This is a genomic window from Pseudomonas sp. ASL9, assembly GCF_056680335.1.
Map to the genome: position 1 here is coordinate 3806384 of NZ_CM155277.1, position 14526 is coordinate 3820909.

A 14526-nucleotide genomic window follows, 5' to 3' on the forward strand; every position below is an offset into this window, starting at 1 on the left:
CGCCGTATTTAACCACAAGCGCGCAGCCGAAACCAAAGGCTACGCCGCAGCCTAGTCTGAGCATGTCCGAGAATATAGAACTTCGCGCAGAGGTACCGTCCGAATTGGGCGGTCAACGCCTCGATCAAGTCGCCGCACAATTATTCGCTGAGCACTCGCGCTCGCGCCTTTCCGCCTGGATAAAAGACGGCTGCCTGACTGTGGACGGAGGCGTTTTGCGCCCGCGTGACATCGTGCATGGCGGCGCTGTTCTGCAACTGACCGCAGAGCAGGAAGCCCAAGGTGAATGGGTGGCGCAGGATATTGAGCTCGATATCGTCTACGAGGACGATCAAATCATGGTGATCAACAAACCGTCTGGTTTGGTGGTTCACCCAGCAGTGGGTCATGCCGATGGCACGCTGCTTAACGCTTTACTGCACCACTTTCCGGACATTATCAATGTTCCGCGCGCCGGGATCGTGCACCGTCTGGACAAGGACACCACTGGTCTGATGGTGGTGGCGAAGACAATCCAGGCGCAGACCCAGCTGGTGACGCAGTTGCAGAATCGCAGCGTCAGCCGCATCTATGAATGCATCGTCATCGGTGTTGTTACCGCGGGTGGCAAAATCGACGCACCGATCGGCCGTCACGGTCAGCAGCGTCAGCGCATGGCGGTCATGGAAGGCGGCAAGCAGGCGGTGAGTCATTACCGGGTGCTTGAGCGTTTCCGTTCCCACACCCATGTACGGGTCAAGCTGGAAACCGGTCGTACCCACCAGATTCGCGTGCACATGGCGCACATCAACTTCCCGTTGGTCGGTGATCCAGCCTACGGTGGACGTTTCCGTATTCCGCCGGCTGCCAGCGTAACGATGGTCGAGTCGTTGAAACATTTCCCGCGTCAGGCGCTGCATGCGCGTTTCCTGGAACTGGATCATCCGACGACCGGTAAGCGAATGAAGTGGGAATCGCCGCTGCCAGACGATTTTGTCTGGCTGTTGACGCTGTTGAAGCAGGATCGCGAGGCGTTTATCGGGTGAGCGAGTTCGTGACGGACTGGCTGATCCCCGACTGGCCTGCGCCGGTAGGGGTCAAGTCGTGCGTCACCACCCGTGCGGGCGGCGTCAGTCTGGCGCCGTTCGACAGCTTCAATCTTGGTGATCATGTCGATGACAGTCCTGAAGCAGTGACTGCCAATCGGTTACGGCTGACCTCTCATCTGAATATTCAGCCCGCCTGGTTGCGTCAGGTTCACGGCGTCGTCGTCGCTGAAGCTGACCCTCGTCAAGTGATTGAAGCCGACGCCAGTTGGACGATAACCCCGGGTGTCGCGTGCACCATCATGACGGCGGACTGCCTGCCGGCGCTGTTCTGTGATCGTGCGGGCAGTCGTGTAGCGGCGGCCCATGCCGGTTGGCGTGGTCTGGCTGCCGGCGTATTGGAGGCGACGGTCGATCGTTTGGCGGTGCCGGCGAGCGACATCATGGTCTGGCTCGGCCCGGCCATTGGTCCGCAAGCGTTCGAAGTCGGACCAGAAGTTCGTGAAGCCTTTATAAGTACTCACCCTGAAACCGCGCAAGCATTTGTGCCAAGCCTCAATGCCGGCCGCTACATGGCCGACATCTATACCCTGGCGCGCCTGCGTCTGGCGGCACGTGGTGTGACGGCGGTGTACGGCGGCGGCTTCTGCACGGTCAATGACTCACGCTTTTATTCCTATCGCCGGAGCGCTCGTACCGGTCGTTTCGCCTCGCTGGTCTGGATCGATCACGAGGCTGCGTTGTTGACGGGTTCGACTACGCTCACTCCTCACAACATCTGATCTGCGTCAATCAAGCAGCGCTTGAATCCTGCAAAATCGACCGCATCTAATGGGCAATCCAGCAGGTTTTCTTTATAGGTGTGTCCATCGCTCCGGCCTGCTTAATAAGGAAGGTAACTAATGCGTATAGACCAGTTAACCAGCAAATTGCAGTTGGCGTTGTCTGATGCCCAGTCCTTGGCTGTGGGGCTCGACCATTCGGGCATTGAGCCGGCGCACTTGATGCAGGCACTGCTTGAACAGCAGGGCGGTACGATCAGGCCCTTGCTGATGCAGGTCGGCTTTGACGTCAACAGCCTGCGCAAGGCGTTGAGCAAAGAACTCGACCAACTGCCGAAAATCCAGAATCCCACCGGCGACGTGAATATGTCGCAGGATTTGGCGCGCCTGCTCAATCAGGCTGATCGCCTGGCACAGCAGAAGGGCGACCAGTTCATCTCCAGCGAGTTGGTGCTGCTGGCGGCGATGGATGAGAACAACAAGCTTGGCAAACTGTTGCTGGGCCAGGGCGTCAGCAAAAAAGCCCTCGAGAACGCCATTGCCAACCTCCGAGGCGGCGAGGCGGTCAATGATGCCAATGTCGAAGAGTCGCGGCAGGCGCTGGATAAATACACCGTCGACCTCACCAAGCGCGCCGAAGAAGGCAAGCTCGACCCGGTGATCGGTCGTGATGACGAAATTCGTCGGACCATTCAGGTGCTGCAGCGCCGGACCAAGAACAACCCGGTGTTGATTGGTGAACCTGGCGTGGGTAAAACCGCGATTGTCGAGGGCCTGGCGCAACGGATCGTCAATGGTGAAGTGCCGGACGGCCTTAAAGGTAAACGTGTTCTGTCGCTGGACATGGGCGCGCTGATTGCTGGCGCTAAATTCCGCGGCGAATTTGAGGAGCGGTTGAAGGCGCTGCTGAACGAGCTGTCGAAGCAGGAAGGCCAGATCATCCTGTTCATTGATGAGCTGCACACCATGGTCGGCGCCGGTAAGGGCGAAGGCGCGATGGATGCGGGCAACATGCTCAAGCCCGCGCTGGCGCGTGGCGAGTTGCACTGCGTCGGCGCGACCACGCTCAACGAGTACCGTCAATATATAGAGAAGGATGCGGCCCTCGAGCGGCGCTTCCAGAAAGTGTTGGTCGACGAGCCGAGCGAAGAAGACACCATCGCGATCCTGCGTGGCTTGAAAGAGCGCTACGAGGTCCACCACAAAGTCGCGATTACCGACGGTGCGATCATTGCGGCGGCCAAATTGAGCCATCGCTACATCACTGATCGTCAATTGCCGGACAAGGCTATCGACTTGATCGACGAAGCGGCCAGCCGTATTCGGATGGAAATCGACTCCAAGCCGGAAGTGCTCGACCGTCTTGAGCGGCGTTTGATTCAGCTCAAGGTCGAATCCCAGGCGCTGAAAAAAGAAGACGACGAAGCCGCTATCAAGCGCTTGGAGAAACTTCAGGAGGAAATTGTCCGGCTTGAACGTGAGTACGCCGATCTCGAAGAGATCTGGACGGCGGAAAAAGCCGAGGTTCAGGGTTCGGCGCAGATTCAGCAGAAAATCGAGCAGTCGCGTCAGGAACTGGAAGCCGCCCGTCGTCGTGGCGATCTGAATCGCATGGCGGAATTGCAGTACGGGATCATCCCTGACCTGGAACGCAGCCTGCAGATGGTCGATCAGCATGGCAAAAGCGAAAACCAGTTGCTGCGCAGCAAAGTGACCGAAGAAGAGATTGCCGAGGTCGTGTCCAAGTGGACCGGCATCCCGGTCTCGAAAATGCTCGAAGGCGAGCGCGACAAGCTGCTGAAGATGGAAAGCCTGTTGCACCAACGCGTGATTGGTCAGGACGAGGCCGTGGTCGCGGTATCCAACGCAGTGCGGCGTTCGCGTGCCGGGTTGTCCGACCCTGATCGTCCGAGCGGCTCGTTCCTGTTCCTCGGCCCTACCGGTGTCGGTAAGACGGAGCTGTGCAAGGCGCTGGCCGAGTTCCTGTTCGATACCGAAGAGGCAATGGTGCGTATCGATATGTCCGAGTTCATGGAGAAACACTCCGTGGCCCGGCTGATCGGTGCGCCTCCGGGCTATGTGGGTTATGAAGAGGGCGGCTACCTCACCGAAGCCGTGCGGCGTAAGCCTTATTCAGTGATCTTGCTGGATGAAGTGGAGAAAGCTCACCCGGACGTGTTCAACGTGCTGTTGCAGGTGCTTGAAGACGGTCGTCTGACCGACAGCCACGGACGCACGGTGGATTTCCGCAATACCGTGATCGTGATGACGTCCAACCTGGGCTCGGCGCAGATCCAGGAGTTGGTCGGTGATCATGAAGCGCAACGTGCGGCGGTGATGGACGCGGTCAGTTCGCACTTCCGTCCAGAGTTCATCAACCGTATCGATGAAGTCGTGGTGTTCGAGCCGTTGGCGCGAGATCAGATTGCTGGCATCGCCAATATTCAGCTGGGCCGTCTGCGCAGTCGTCTGGTTGAACGCGAGCTGAAACTGGAGCTGACCCCTGAGGCGCTGGATAAGCTGATCGCGGTGGGCTACGACCCGGTGTATGGCGCACGGCCTCTGAAGCGTGCAATACAACGTTGGATCGAAAACCCGTTGGCGCAGTTGATTCTTTCAGGTCGCTTCTTGCCTGGCTCCAGCGTGACCGGTTCAGTGGTCAACGACGAGATTGTTTTCGGCTGATTCGTTGATCGCTTCTATATAGAGAGAGGCCCTCCTGGTGAGGGCCTTTTTATTAGCGCGGATTTAGCGATGAAAAACCGAGATGTTGGGTGTAAGCGGGGCTATCCGAAATAAATCGCAAATCATTGTCTTAAATGCAGTTTTAAGGGTTGACAGTCTTTTTTAAAATTGTAGAATAGCGCGCCTCAGAGACGCGAACGTAGCGATGCAAACGGGTCATTGAGGCTGAAATAAGCAGCAAATTCAGCGCAGTAGTTGTAGAAGTTACGTCTGAAATGCATAGTTCCGCGATAGCTCAGTTGGTAGAGCAAATGACTGTTAATCATTGGGTCCCTGGTTCGAGTCCAGGTCGTGGAGCCATTTTCATCAAGATGTAGCATATCGGGGTATAGCGCAGTCCGGTAGCGCGCCTGCTTTGGGAGCAGGATGTCAGGAGTTCGAATCCCCTTACCCCGACCATTTTTGGGTCGTTAGCTCAGTTGGTAGAGCAGTTGGCTTTTAACCAATTGGTCGTAGGTTCGAATCCCACACGACCCACCATTTTTGGCTTCAAGGTAACCCTTGAAGCCGAATCTTATAGATCTGATGCCGAGAGTGTCAGGTCGCAGACAGCTGGTTGAGGTGTCTTTAAAGTTTCAACCGGGGTATAGCGCAGTCCGGTAGCGCGCCTGCTTTGGGAGCAGGATGTCAGGAGTTCGAATCCCCTTACCCCGACCATTTTCTACTCATGTACATGGGTTGAAGATCAAGGCCAGATGCCACTCGCATCGAAGCCAAACAAAAAAGGCGTCCTTCGGGACGCCTTTTTTGTTTCTGACATACCGCCTTCTTCGCGAATAAATTCGCTCCCACAGGGATATGCAATCTTTTGTGGGAGCGAATTCATTCGCGAAGGGCAGAATACGGTGTATCAGACTGTACCTGTCACTCAGTGCAGCTTCATCCTCGGCTCTGTTCCACGCCCAATCCGGCTGCCGAGCATCAGCATCGCGGTGCGGAACATGCCATACAGCGCCATTTGATGCATGCGGTACAGCGAGATATAGAACATCCGCGCCAACCAGCCTTCGAGCATCACGCTGCCCATCAGGTTGCCCATCAAGTTACCCACTGCCGAAAAACTCGACAGGGATATCAGCGAACCGTAATCACGGTAGGTGTATTCCGGCAACGTCTTGCCTTCGATTCTGAGCAGTAGCGACTTCGCAAGCAAAGACGCTTGCTGGTGTGCTGCCTGCGCTCGGGGTGGGACGTTGCGATCGGTGCCTGGCTGCGGGCAGGCCGCGCAGTCGCCGAAGGCAAAGATGTTGTCGTCGCGCGTGGTTTGCAGGGTAGGGCGCACTTGTAGTTGGTTGATGCGATTGCTTTCCAGTCCATCCAGGTCTTTAAGGAACGCTGGCGCCCGGATCCCCGCCGCCCAGACTTTCAACGTAGCCGGAATGACCTGGCCGCTGACAGTGATCAAACTGTCGGCCGTGACTTCGCTGACGGCTGCGTTGGTCAGCACCGTGACGCCGAGCTTCTCCAGGGTTTGATGCACAGGCCCGCCAATGCGCTCCGGCAGCGCTGGAAGCACCCTTGGGCCAGCCTCTATCAAGGTGATGCGCAGGTTCTCCGGTTTAATCCGGCCCAGCCCGTAAGACGCCAGTTCATGCGCTGCGTTATGAAGTTCAGCTGCCAGCTCGACGCCTGTTGCGCCCGCGCCGACGATGGCCACAGTGATTTCTTCGGTCAGGTCGGTTTGCCCGGCATGCGCGCGCAGGTAGCGATTGAGCAACAGTTGATGGAAACGCTCGGCCTGCTGGCGGGTATCCAGGAACAGGCAATGCTCGGCCGCGCCCAGGGTATTGAAATCATTGGTGGTGCTGCCGACGGCGATGACCAGCGAGTCATAGTCTAGGCTGCGTGCCGGCACCAGCTCATTGCCGTTTTCATCCAGCGTCGCCGCCAGATGCAGTTGCCGATTTTCACGGTTAAGGCCGGTCATGCGGCCGAGCTGGAACTGAAAATGATTCCACTTGGCTTGCGCCACGTAGTTCAGTTCGTCTTCGTAAGAGTTCAGCGAACCGGCGGCCACTTCATGCAGTAGTGGCTTCCAGATGTGCGTCAGGTTGGCGTCGACCAGCACAACGCTGGCGGTACCGCGCTTACCCAAGGTTTTACCCAGACGGGTAGCCAGCTCGAGACCGCCAGCGCCTCCGCCGACGATAACAATGCGATGAGTCATAGGGTGTTCTCATAAGGCTTAAGGAATTCGGGGGCGGAATCGAGGTTCTATCCGTGCGAGCGCCAAGCGGCTCATAGCGTCAGATAGCTCAACAAGCGGCTCAACAGACCCAGACCAATCGTAACCGCCAGCACCACCACAAGCAGCAGCCATGGCCGAAAAGGCCGGCGCTCGACTTGATGCTGTGGGGTCTGTAGGTACTCTTCGACACGTTGCTGGTCGTCAGGGTTCAGGCGACTGGTCATTTGAGCCTCATGGGATAGGCGAAAATACGTGGGTGGGAGTGTAGTCGTGAAAGTCAGACTGTCTGAGCGTCAGGCTTGAATGAGCTCAAGGGGTTCGACGCAAAGGGCGTCGTCCAGGCGAATGATTCCGCTTTGTAGCACCCTTGCGGTTATTCCACCATGGCCGCGTACGGCCTGGAAAGTGCCGTGTCCCAGTCGTTGTTCGAGCCGGGCGCAGGGTTGGCACCAGCCCGTGGTTTCCAGAATGGCCTGACCCACTCTGAAGCGCCGACCCTTGAGGCTGAACAGGTTGATGCCGCTGATCACCAGATTGCGTCGCAGGTCTTGGGGCACGATGGGGTTTTTCTCGGTGCGACTCATTAACGAGCTGACTACGGCCAAATGCTCCCACTGGATCAGCGTCACTTGCCGTGCGTTACGCGGGCCTGGCCGCGAGTGATCGCCAGTCAAACCGGCTTCGCGGCGGGCTTCCACCGCCTCAAGCTCGATCATGTCGACGCGGGACTCGGGGCGCACGCCGATCCAGCGCACTTGGCCTTGCTGAGGGACGTCGGCCAGCAATGCTTGCAGCGGGCTCATGTGTAACGGGTTCATAAACTGATTCCAACATCAAAAACGACGCTGCGACCCAGGTTGGTTCGCAGAAAGTCTGGCGCATCCGGGTGGGCGAACAGCACGCGGGCGAAGGTCGGGCCGACCAGCGATAACGAGCGCCAGCCTTGGCGCAGGTATTCCGTGGGCGGCGGGAAATGGCTGTTCAGGTCGAGCACTTCACGTTTGAGACTGGCAAAGGCAATGATGTCCAGTTCGCCCAGATCCAGCCCTCGTTCGCCGTAGTTGTGTGCTTTTTTACGCAAAGTGGGTGCCAGGCGCTGCAACAATTCATGGGCCGCGATGCGCTTGGGTTTCGCCTCGCGCCGCACGAGTTGGCTCAACGAAAACGCACTGCGCCGCCGTTGTAATTCTTCGCGCCACTCATCGTTCAGGCGCCGACCTTCGTCGAGCACAAAGAACACTTCGAAACTGGCGTCGCGAAACAGCACGTCCGGCGGTTCTTGCCCGGCCGGGGCGAAGTCTTCATTACGGTGCGGGATGTTCAGGCCTTGGAGCAAACGCTGGCAAACCCAACGCTCACGCTCCCACTTTCGCGCATTGGAGAGGAACGCGTTGGCTTGTTCGGCCTGAATCGTAAGCAGGCGTAAATAGTCTGAGTCATCCATGGACCAAGCTTAGCGTTCATTTTGATACTGAAAAATAAAGTCTATCGGACTTTTTGCCGAGTAACCCCTGTCTGCGGCGTCAGGCTAACGGCAAAGGTTTGAGGCTCATCCGCCTTCAGGGCTCAGGTTCGAAGAGGCTGTTTGTTTGAGTGGCCGGGATGGAGTGTTGCGTGCGTGAAATTTAAATGATAGTTTTTCATGAAATTATAAAAGAATAATTTCACAGGCGTTTGTATGTTTCAGCAATCAACCCCGCGCGTTGCCCGCTATTACGCTCACCTTTTGGAGCGCCTGGCATGAACAAACAAGAAGAAATCGCCGCCTTGGCGATCCTTATTCACGATCTACGCAAGCACAAAAAATACACCCTAAAGGAACTGGCAGACAAAATCGGCCGTTCCGTCGGCTTTCTCTCGCAAGTCGAGCGTGGCTTGTCACGGCCCACCGTGGCGGACTTGACGGCGATCAGCGAAACCTTTGGGGTGCCGACCACCTATTTTTACAGTTTATCTAAACCCAAGGAGCTGCCTTGGGTTACCCGGCCGGATGAGCGACGCACACTGTATTACGCCAACGGGATTACCGACATTTTGGTCTCGCCGAAGATGAAGGCCGCCTTCTCCATGCTCGAAAGCCAACTGGAGGCCGGTGCCAGCAGTGGCGAGCGGCACTTGAGCGACAGCTCCGAGCAGGGCGGCTATGTCCTGGAAGGCGAGTTGACGCTGTGGCTGAAGGATGACGAGGCGCCAGTCACCTTGTACCCCGGCGACAGTTTTCAACTGGCCAGCCATGCCCATTGTCGCTACGGCAACCTCACGGATCAGCTCACCCGCGTTCTCTGGGTTTACACCTGATAACACCGACAAAAATCAAAGGAAGAACAACAATGGATGCTGCGTGCTCTGATCTGCTGGCTGAGGTTCGTGCTTTTCGCCAACGCTACCCCGAGGTGCGTTACGTCGACCTGATTTCCCTGGACATTCCCGGGCATTTTTACGGCAAGCGCTATCCGCTGGAGATGCTCGAGAAGGTTGCCGCTGGCAGTGCCCTTAAGCTGCCGCAGAACTGCGTGCTGCTGGGTGCGCAGGGCGGACTGTTCAAAATCGGCGACTACTGTTTCAACGACGGCGACCCGGATGCGGTCCGCCGTTTGGTGCCCGGCACGCTCAAACCGGTGAGCTGGGAAGCACAGCCCATGGGGCAGATGCTGATTACCTCGGATGGCACTGAGAAGCCGATCGTCTTCGAGCCACGGGAAGTCCTGGCGCAGGTACTGGCACGGCTGCGCGGCAAGGGCATTCACCCGGTGGTGGCCTTCGAGCTGGAGTTCTATCTGTTCGATAAACAGCTGCGCGATGGTCAGCCACAATTCCCCCGCGATCTGTTGACGGACGATGCTGATGATCAGCCGAATATGCACATCGAACGGCTGTCGCGTTTTGCCCCGGTGCTCGATGAGATGGTCGAGACGGCGCGGGCCCAGGGCATCGATACCACGGTGATCACTGCCGAACTGGGTCCGGGTCAATTCGAGATCAATTTTGGTCACCTCGATGACGGCCTGCGTGCCGCCGACTGGGCGGCGCTGTTTTGCCGCAGCACGCGTGGTGTCGCCCTTAAGCACGGCTATCGCGCCAGCTTCATGGCCAAGCCCTACCTGTCGCACCCGGGCAGCGGCATGCACGTGCATGTCAGCCTCTACGACACGCAGGGCAATAATCTGCTGGCCGCTAACCATCAGCAGGCGCTGCGCCATGCGGTGGCCGGTTGCCTGGAGCTGCTACCGCATTGCATGCCGATCTTCGCGCCGAACCAGAATGGAATGCGCCGTTTGGGTGGCACGGTGAACGTGGCGACGCGAGCCAGCTGGGGTTTTGAGAATCGCGATGCCTGCTTACGGGTTCCCGACTCGGATTCGAAAAATCTGCGGATCGAGCATCGCCTGGCTGGCGCTGACGCTAACCCGTATCTGGTTCTGGCGGCGATTTTGGTTGGGCTGGAACAAGGCCTGGAAGCCGGCCGGGAGCCGATCACATCGCTCAACGAAGACCGCAGCAGTGGTATCGACTTCCCGCTGGAAATGCTCGAAGCGGTGCGCGCCATGCAGCATCAGCCACAGCTGCGCGAGGGCCTGGGTGCAGAGTTTGTCGATGTCTACTGCGAGAACAAACGCCAGGACCATTTGGCCTTCATGCAAGAGATCAATGCACGGGAATACCGCTGGTACCTGTAAACGACGGCTGGCGGTTGTTGTGCCCTGTCGAATAACCTATAAGTGATTGATAAATAAATAATAAATGTTATTAAATTTTCAGCCAAACGCTGATCCCCTGTAGGAGGCATCGCCGCGTCTTCGACGCTGCGCTGTCGCGCAGCAAACTGGGTCCTGTAGCTGCCGAAGGCTGCGATAGGCCGGGGTCGCGGGCGACCGGTACGACCTTCAGCGGTCTCAAGAAAACGACCGGTTCCCGGTCGGACGCGACCCCGGGGCGATCGCAGCCTTCGGCAGCTCCTACAGGGATCAGCGTTTGTCTTAAAATTTTATTTATTTTTCAAATAGTTACAGGTTGTTTGATGGGGGCGCGCTTGCCCGCGATAAGCCGGGGTCGCGCTCGACCCGAAGGGCCTTCCTGCGACATCGGCGCCACCCCACTTGCGACTGCTTCGGTCGGACGCGACCCCGGGCCGATCGCAGGCAAGCTGAACTGGTCAAGTAATTCTGGACACCTGTTAAGGTTTACGCCGCCATTTGCTCCATAGCTATCGGTGATTGATAACCGTTATAGCTGTGGAGTCTGGTGCGGTTGTAGTACATCAAATAGCTCATTACATCAGCTCGCGCTTCTGCTTCCGTGGCATAGCCCTCAGGGGGTACCCACTCTGACTTCAAGCTTCCAAAAAAACGCTCCATAGGTGCGTTATCCCAGCATTCGCCTTTACGACTCATGCTTTGCCCCATTTCCAGCGCTGTCAGTTCGTCGCGAAATTTGTGGCTGGTGTACTGACAACCCTGATCCGAGTGAAACAGAACTTGCTTAGGCCGTCCCCGAAGCTCGCCAGCCATCTTCAACGCCTCACAGGCCAGCGTGGCATCGGAGATCATCGATAGCGCCCAGCCCACGATACGACGGGCATACAGGTCTAATACAGCCGCCAAATACAACCATCGTTTACCGGCTTTTATGTACGTTATATCGCCGAGCCATACCTGGTTCGTGGCCTCAACCTTGAACTTGCGTTTGAGCTCATGGGGAGCTATCAGCGCTTCTGTACCGGAGGACTTGTACTTGTGCGGTCGACGTTGATGACTGACGATATTGGCCTCCCTCATCAAGCTGCGGGCCATGTAACGTCCCACCTGATGACCCTGCGCCTGCAACGCCTTGGACAGCATCCTTGTGCCCGCAGCCCCTCGTGAAGTTGTATGTATTTTAACGGCGGCGACCTTGAGCTGCTCTCGTTGCTTGTTAACTCGGCCACGACGACTGAGCCAGTCATAGAAGCTGCTGCGGTTGACTTCCAATACCCGGCAACAACGTTTAATGCCGTAATGCTCGCCCAGCCCTTCGATCAGTACAAACGATCTTTGGAGTCCGACAGCAGGAGAGCACCAGCCTTTTTTAAGATTTCGATGTCCATGTCTTTTTGCTTGAGAAGGGCTTCGAGATGTTGAATACGCTTTTGCTCAGGTGTGATTGCCTTGGTTCCGACTGGCGCTTTTCCCTGACGCTCCTTGCGCAACTGATCAACCCACCGACGCAGTGCGGTCAGACCGATATTCATGTTGGCGCAGACATCTTGGACAGACTTATTCTCGTCCAACACCAAGGCAGCAGCCTTGAGCTTGAACTCGGTGGAGTAGGAAACCCGCATGGCTTTAGTCAATTTACACCTCTGATTTGGGCGCCATCATAGCGCCCGATGAAGGTGTCCAGAATCATTAGGCCAGTTCAAGCCTGCTCCCACGGGAATTCAGAGAGAACCAAACACCCCGTTTGCTGCGCGACAACGCGGCGTCGAAGACGGGTGATTATTTTCTGACGTAGTAGATCAACTGTGGGAGCAGGCTTGCCTGCGAAGAGGCTGGCTGCGAAGGCGGCTCAACTGACACATCACGATCTCACAGTTTGCTGCGCGACAGCGCGGCGTCGAAGACGGGGGGAGCCCTCCTGTAGGCGAACGCCATCATCAGATTGACGGGCCGGTGCAGATGCTCGACGCCTGCGCGCTTACTTGCGTCGTCCGATCAGCTGCAGGAACTCTTGACGGGTCGTGCTGGATTCACGGAATGCGCCCAGCATGACCGATGTGTTCATCACCGAGTTCTGCTTCTCAACCCCGCGCATCATCATGCACATGTGCTTGGCCTCGATCACCACCGCTACACCGGCGGCACGGGTGACCTCTTGTATTGCTTCGGCAATCTGTCGGGTGAGGTTTTCCTGGATCTGCAAACGCCGCGCGTACATATCAACGATGCGTGCGATTTTCGAGAGCCCCAGCACTTTGCCGGTAGGAATGTAGGCCACGTGAGCCTTGCCGATGAAAGGCAGCAAATGGTGTTCGCACAGCGAGTAGAGCTCAATGTCCTGGACGATCACCATTTCATCGCTTGAAGAGCTGAACAGTGCGCCGTTGACCACGGTTTCAAGGCTTTTTCCATAGCCGTTACACAGGTATTGCATCGCCTTGGCCGCACGCTTCGGCGTATCGAGCAAGCCTTCTCGCTGCGGGTTTTCGCCAATGGCCGAGAGAATCTCACGGTACTGATTAGGCAGTTGGTCATTCATTGAATAGCGTCCTTGCAGGCTCGGCCTTTGATAAGCGTCTTTAAATGCTGAAGATTCATGAAGGGGGCTGGACTCGGAGGTGTTGGGGCAACAGCGGGATGAAGCTGGGCTTGGCGCAGCAGTCAGCGGGATGTTCGCTTAAGGTTGATGACAGGAGGAGGGCAGTGGCGCAGTGCTGGGTACCTGACCAGTACGACATCTTGCCAGCTGCCCTCCGGATAAAAAGTTATACGAAAAATAATTATTTGTACAATTATTTGGCGATAAATCCTCGAAATAAGCGAATATACTTGTACAAAATGAGGATTTATCGCTAATTGCGTACAATATTTTACGGCGTGACAGTCATGGTTTACACATGAGAATTCAGCTTATTGCGGCCACATCTTGCAGGGTTACCTCGCCCTGAAGGCGCCAGGCGCTGCAACGCCACCGGTAAATGCAAAATCCCTGACTGAGCCACGCAGACTGTGTGAAAACTTGGCATTTCTCGCCACAGTTTAAGAAAATGCCTCCATCGGAAGTGTACAGAACCCAGTTTGCTGCGCTACAGCGCGGTGTCGAAGACGGGGGGAGTCTTCCTGTCGGCGAACGCCATCATCAGGTCTTCAACCAAGGCTTGCTGGGCCTCGCTCGGCTGGCGGCCGCAGTGACTTGTCAGATGAAACTGCACATTGAACCCCAGCGTTTCCGGCCCAAGCGGCTGTAGCAGGCCGCGGGCTTCCCAGGGCGCTGCGACATGACGGGGCAGGTAGCCGATGTGTGCGCCAGAAAGAATAAAGGTCAGGCTACCTTCAATCTGTTCGGTGCGTGCGCTGCTGTGGCTGGGCAGGAATGGCTCGGCAGCGCTGATGAAGCGGTAGGGGTGGTGCACGCTGTCACAGGCGTCGAGCTGTGCCTGGCTGGGACAGGGTGCCCCAAACAACGGATGACCCTTGCCGCAATACAGCCGTTGTTGTTCGTTGAACAGCGGTTGGTAACTGAGCGCGCTTTGCTGGCCGGAGAAGTAACCAATGGCCAGGTGCAGCTGGTCCTGCAGCAGGCGGCGCTCCAGCTCGGCGGGCATGGCACTGAACAGTTCGATTTGCACCGCCTGGCTGCGCTGACGAAATCTCCCAATGGCTTGCGCTACGCACTCAAGCATCTGTGAGTCGAGGGCTTCGGACAGGCCGATAGACAGTTCGCCGAGCAGTTTGTCGGCCATGCCCTGGGCTTCACCCTTGAACAGTTCGATGGAGGCGAACAGCTTGCGCGTGGCTTGCAGTACCAACTCTCCCTTGGGCGTCAGGCGAAAGCCAGCCTTGCCGCGCTCGCACAGGCGATAACCAAGGCGGGTTTCGAGCTTGGCCATCTGCGTGCTGATGGTCGACTGGCCAATGCGAAGTTCACCTTGGGCGGCGCTGAAACCACCACATTCCACCACGCAGACAAACAAGCGCAGTAATTGCAGATCAAGGTCGCGTACCTGGTTGAGCATGGCCGTTCCAAACATTGATGAAGATGAATGCCAAGGTAGCACGCTTCATATTTATTCAATTCATGGGCCGACATA

General features: G+C 57.0%; 13 protein-coding genes and 4 tRNA genes. 9 read left to right on the forward strand and 8 right to left on the reverse strand.

The genetic code is table 11. The features are described 5' to 3' along the window. Positions 1 to 62: 62 nt before the first annotated feature. The 7 genes from rluD (at position 63) to AC1ME2_RS17650 (ending at position 5209) form a co-directional block, all read left to right on the forward strand. Positions 63 to 1025, forward strand: coding sequence for a 23S rRNA pseudouridine(1911/1915/1917) synthase RluD (gene rluD, locus AC1ME2_RS17620; RefSeq protein WP_480435575.1), 963 nt, complete (start codon positions 63 to 65; stop codon positions 1023 to 1025). Positions 1026 to 1033: 8 nt separating this feature from the next. Further along, positions 1034 to 1807 carry a peptidoglycan editing factor PgeF gene (gene pgeF / locus AC1ME2_RS17625; RefSeq protein ID WP_480442186.1) on the forward strand — a complete coding sequence of 258 codons (774 nt, stop codon included), beginning with the start codon at positions 1034 to 1036 and terminating at the stop codon, positions 1805 to 1807. Between the two features lie 120 nt (positions 1808 to 1927). Continuing rightward, complete coding sequence (gene clpB / locus AC1ME2_RS17630; RefSeq protein ID WP_480435576.1) at positions 1928 to 4492, forward strand: ATP-dependent chaperone ClpB; 2565 nt, start codon at positions 1928 to 1930, stop codon at positions 4490 to 4492. A gap of 284 nt (positions 4493 to 4776) precedes the next feature. Then, positions 4777 to 4852 (forward strand) — tRNA-Asn (locus AC1ME2_RS17635). Between the two features lie 22 nt (positions 4853 to 4874). Beyond that, positions 4875 to 4951: transfer RNA gene (locus tag AC1ME2_RS17640), tRNA-Pro, on the forward strand. Between the two features lie 5 nt (positions 4952 to 4956). Then, positions 4957 to 5032: transfer RNA gene (locus tag AC1ME2_RS17645), tRNA-Lys, on the forward strand. Positions 5033 to 5132: 100 nt separating this feature from the next. Further along, a tRNA-Pro gene (locus AC1ME2_RS17650) sits at positions 5133 to 5209 on the forward strand. 211 nt (positions 5210 to 5420) lie between these two features. On the opposite strand, the gene AC1ME2_RS17655 is transcribed toward AC1ME2_RS17650, so the two are convergent. The 4 genes from AC1ME2_RS17655 to AC1ME2_RS17670 all read right to left on the reverse strand — a co-directional run bounded on the left by AC1ME2_RS17655 (position 5421) and on the right by AC1ME2_RS17670 (position 8184). After that, positions 5421 to 6719 carry an NAD(P)/FAD-dependent oxidoreductase gene (locus AC1ME2_RS17655; protein WP_480435577.1) on the reverse strand — a complete coding sequence of 433 codons (1299 nt, stop codon included), beginning with the start codon at positions 6717 to 6719 and terminating at the stop codon, positions 5421 to 5423. A 71-nt stretch (positions 6720 to 6790) separates the two neighbouring features. Then, the gene (locus AC1ME2_RS17660) at positions 6791 to 6964 is read right to left on the reverse strand and encodes a DUF3094 family protein (RefSeq protein WP_480435579.1); all 174 of its coding nucleotides are present in this window, start codon (positions 6962 to 6964) and stop codon (positions 6791 to 6793) included. A 69-nt stretch (positions 6965 to 7033) separates the two neighbouring features. Continuing rightward, positions 7034 to 7543, reverse strand: a complete 510-nt coding sequence (locus AC1ME2_RS17665) for an MOSC domain-containing protein (RefSeq protein WP_480442188.1) — start codon at positions 7541 to 7543, stop codon at positions 7034 to 7036. Positions 7544 to 7554: 11 nt separating this feature from the next. Then, positions 7555 to 8184: a DUF1780 domain-containing protein gene (locus AC1ME2_RS17670; RefSeq protein WP_480435580.1), complete on the reverse strand. Its 630-nt coding sequence runs from the start codon at positions 8182 to 8184 to the stop codon at positions 7555 to 7557. Positions 8185 to 8480: 296 nt separating this feature from the next. Between AC1ME2_RS17670 and AC1ME2_RS17675 the strand changes: the two genes are divergently transcribed. After that, positions 8481 to 9038 (forward strand): helix-turn-helix domain-containing protein, encoded by a 558-nt coding sequence (locus tag AC1ME2_RS17675; protein ID WP_480435582.1) that lies wholly within the window; start codon positions 8481 to 8483, stop codon positions 9036 to 9038. Between the two features lie 32 nt (positions 9039 to 9070). Further along, the gene (locus tag AC1ME2_RS17680; protein ID WP_480435583.1) at positions 9071 to 10417 is read left to right on the forward strand and encodes a glutamine synthetase family protein; all 1347 of its coding nucleotides are present in this window, start codon (positions 9071 to 9073) and stop codon (positions 10415 to 10417) included. A 504-nt stretch (positions 10418 to 10921) separates the two neighbouring features. On the opposite strand, the gene AC1ME2_RS17685 is transcribed toward AC1ME2_RS17680, so the two are convergent. The 4 genes from AC1ME2_RS17685 to AC1ME2_RS17700 all read right to left on the reverse strand — a co-directional run bounded on the left by AC1ME2_RS17685 (position 10922) and on the right by AC1ME2_RS17700 (position 14451). Continuing rightward, positions 10922 to 11758: an IS3 family transposase gene (locus AC1ME2_RS17685; protein ID WP_480442189.1), complete on the reverse strand. Its 837-nt coding sequence runs from the start codon at positions 11756 to 11758 to the stop codon at positions 10922 to 10924. After that, on the reverse strand, positions 11755 to 12057 hold the full coding sequence (locus AC1ME2_RS17690; protein ID WP_480435584.1) for a transposase: 303 nt from the start codon (positions 12055 to 12057) through the stop codon (positions 11755 to 11757). The genes AC1ME2_RS17685 and AC1ME2_RS17690 overlap by 4 nt, the downstream gene beginning before the upstream one ends. 356 nt (positions 12058 to 12413) lie before the next feature. Next, entirely contained in the window at positions 12414 to 12974 is a 561-nt protein-coding gene (gene folE / locus AC1ME2_RS17695) for a GTP cyclohydrolase I FolE (RefSeq protein ID WP_480435585.1), read from the reverse strand. Between the two features lie 547 nt (positions 12975 to 13521). Continuing rightward, on the reverse strand, positions 13522 to 14451 hold the full coding sequence (locus AC1ME2_RS17700; protein WP_480435587.1) for a LysR family transcriptional regulator: 930 nt from the start codon (positions 14449 to 14451) through the stop codon (positions 13522 to 13524). Positions 14452 to 14526 lie beyond the last annotated feature (75 nt).

Bases quoted from the DNA above. Each gene is read 5' to 3' on its own strand.
- AC1ME2_RS17680 (WP_480435583.1), top strand. From the start codon at position 9,071: ATGGATGCTGCGTGCTCTGATCTGCTGGCTGAGGTTCGTGCTTTTCGC.
- AC1ME2_RS17660 (WP_480435579.1), bottom strand. From the start codon at position 6,964: ATGACCAGTCGCCTGAACCCTGACGACCAGCAACGTGTCGAAGAGTAC.
- AC1ME2_RS17670 (WP_480435580.1), bottom strand. From the start codon at position 8,184: ATGGATGACTCAGACTATTTACGCCTGCTTACGATTCAGGCCGAACAA.
- AC1ME2_RS17690 (WP_480435584.1), bottom strand. From the start codon at position 12,057: ATGCGGGTTTCCTACTCCACCGAGTTCAAGCTCAAGGCTGCTGCCTTG.
- AC1ME2_RS17700 (WP_480435587.1), bottom strand. From the start codon at position 14,451: ATGCTCAACCAGGTACGCGACCTTGATCTGCAATTACTGCGCTTGTTT.
- rluD (WP_480435575.1), top strand. From the start codon at position 63: ATGTCCGAGAATATAGAACTTCGCGCAGAGGTACCGTCCGAATTGGGC.
- folE (WP_480435585.1), bottom strand. From the start codon at position 12,974: ATGAATGACCAACTGCCTAATCAGTACCGTGAGATTCTCTCGGCCATT.
- AC1ME2_RS17675 (WP_480435582.1), top strand. From the start codon at position 8,481: ATGAACAAACAAGAAGAAATCGCCGCCTTGGCGATCCTTATTCACGAT.
- clpB (WP_480435576.1), top strand. From the start codon at position 1,928: ATGCGTATAGACCAGTTAACCAGCAAATTGCAGTTGGCGTTGTCTGAT.
- AC1ME2_RS17665 (WP_480442188.1), bottom strand. From the start codon at position 7,543: ATGAGCCCGCTGCAAGCATTGCTGGCCGACGTCCCTCAGCAAGGCCAA.
- AC1ME2_RS17655 (WP_480435577.1), bottom strand. From the start codon at position 6,719: ATGACTCATCGCATTGTTATCGTCGGCGGAGGCGCTGGCGGTCTCGAG.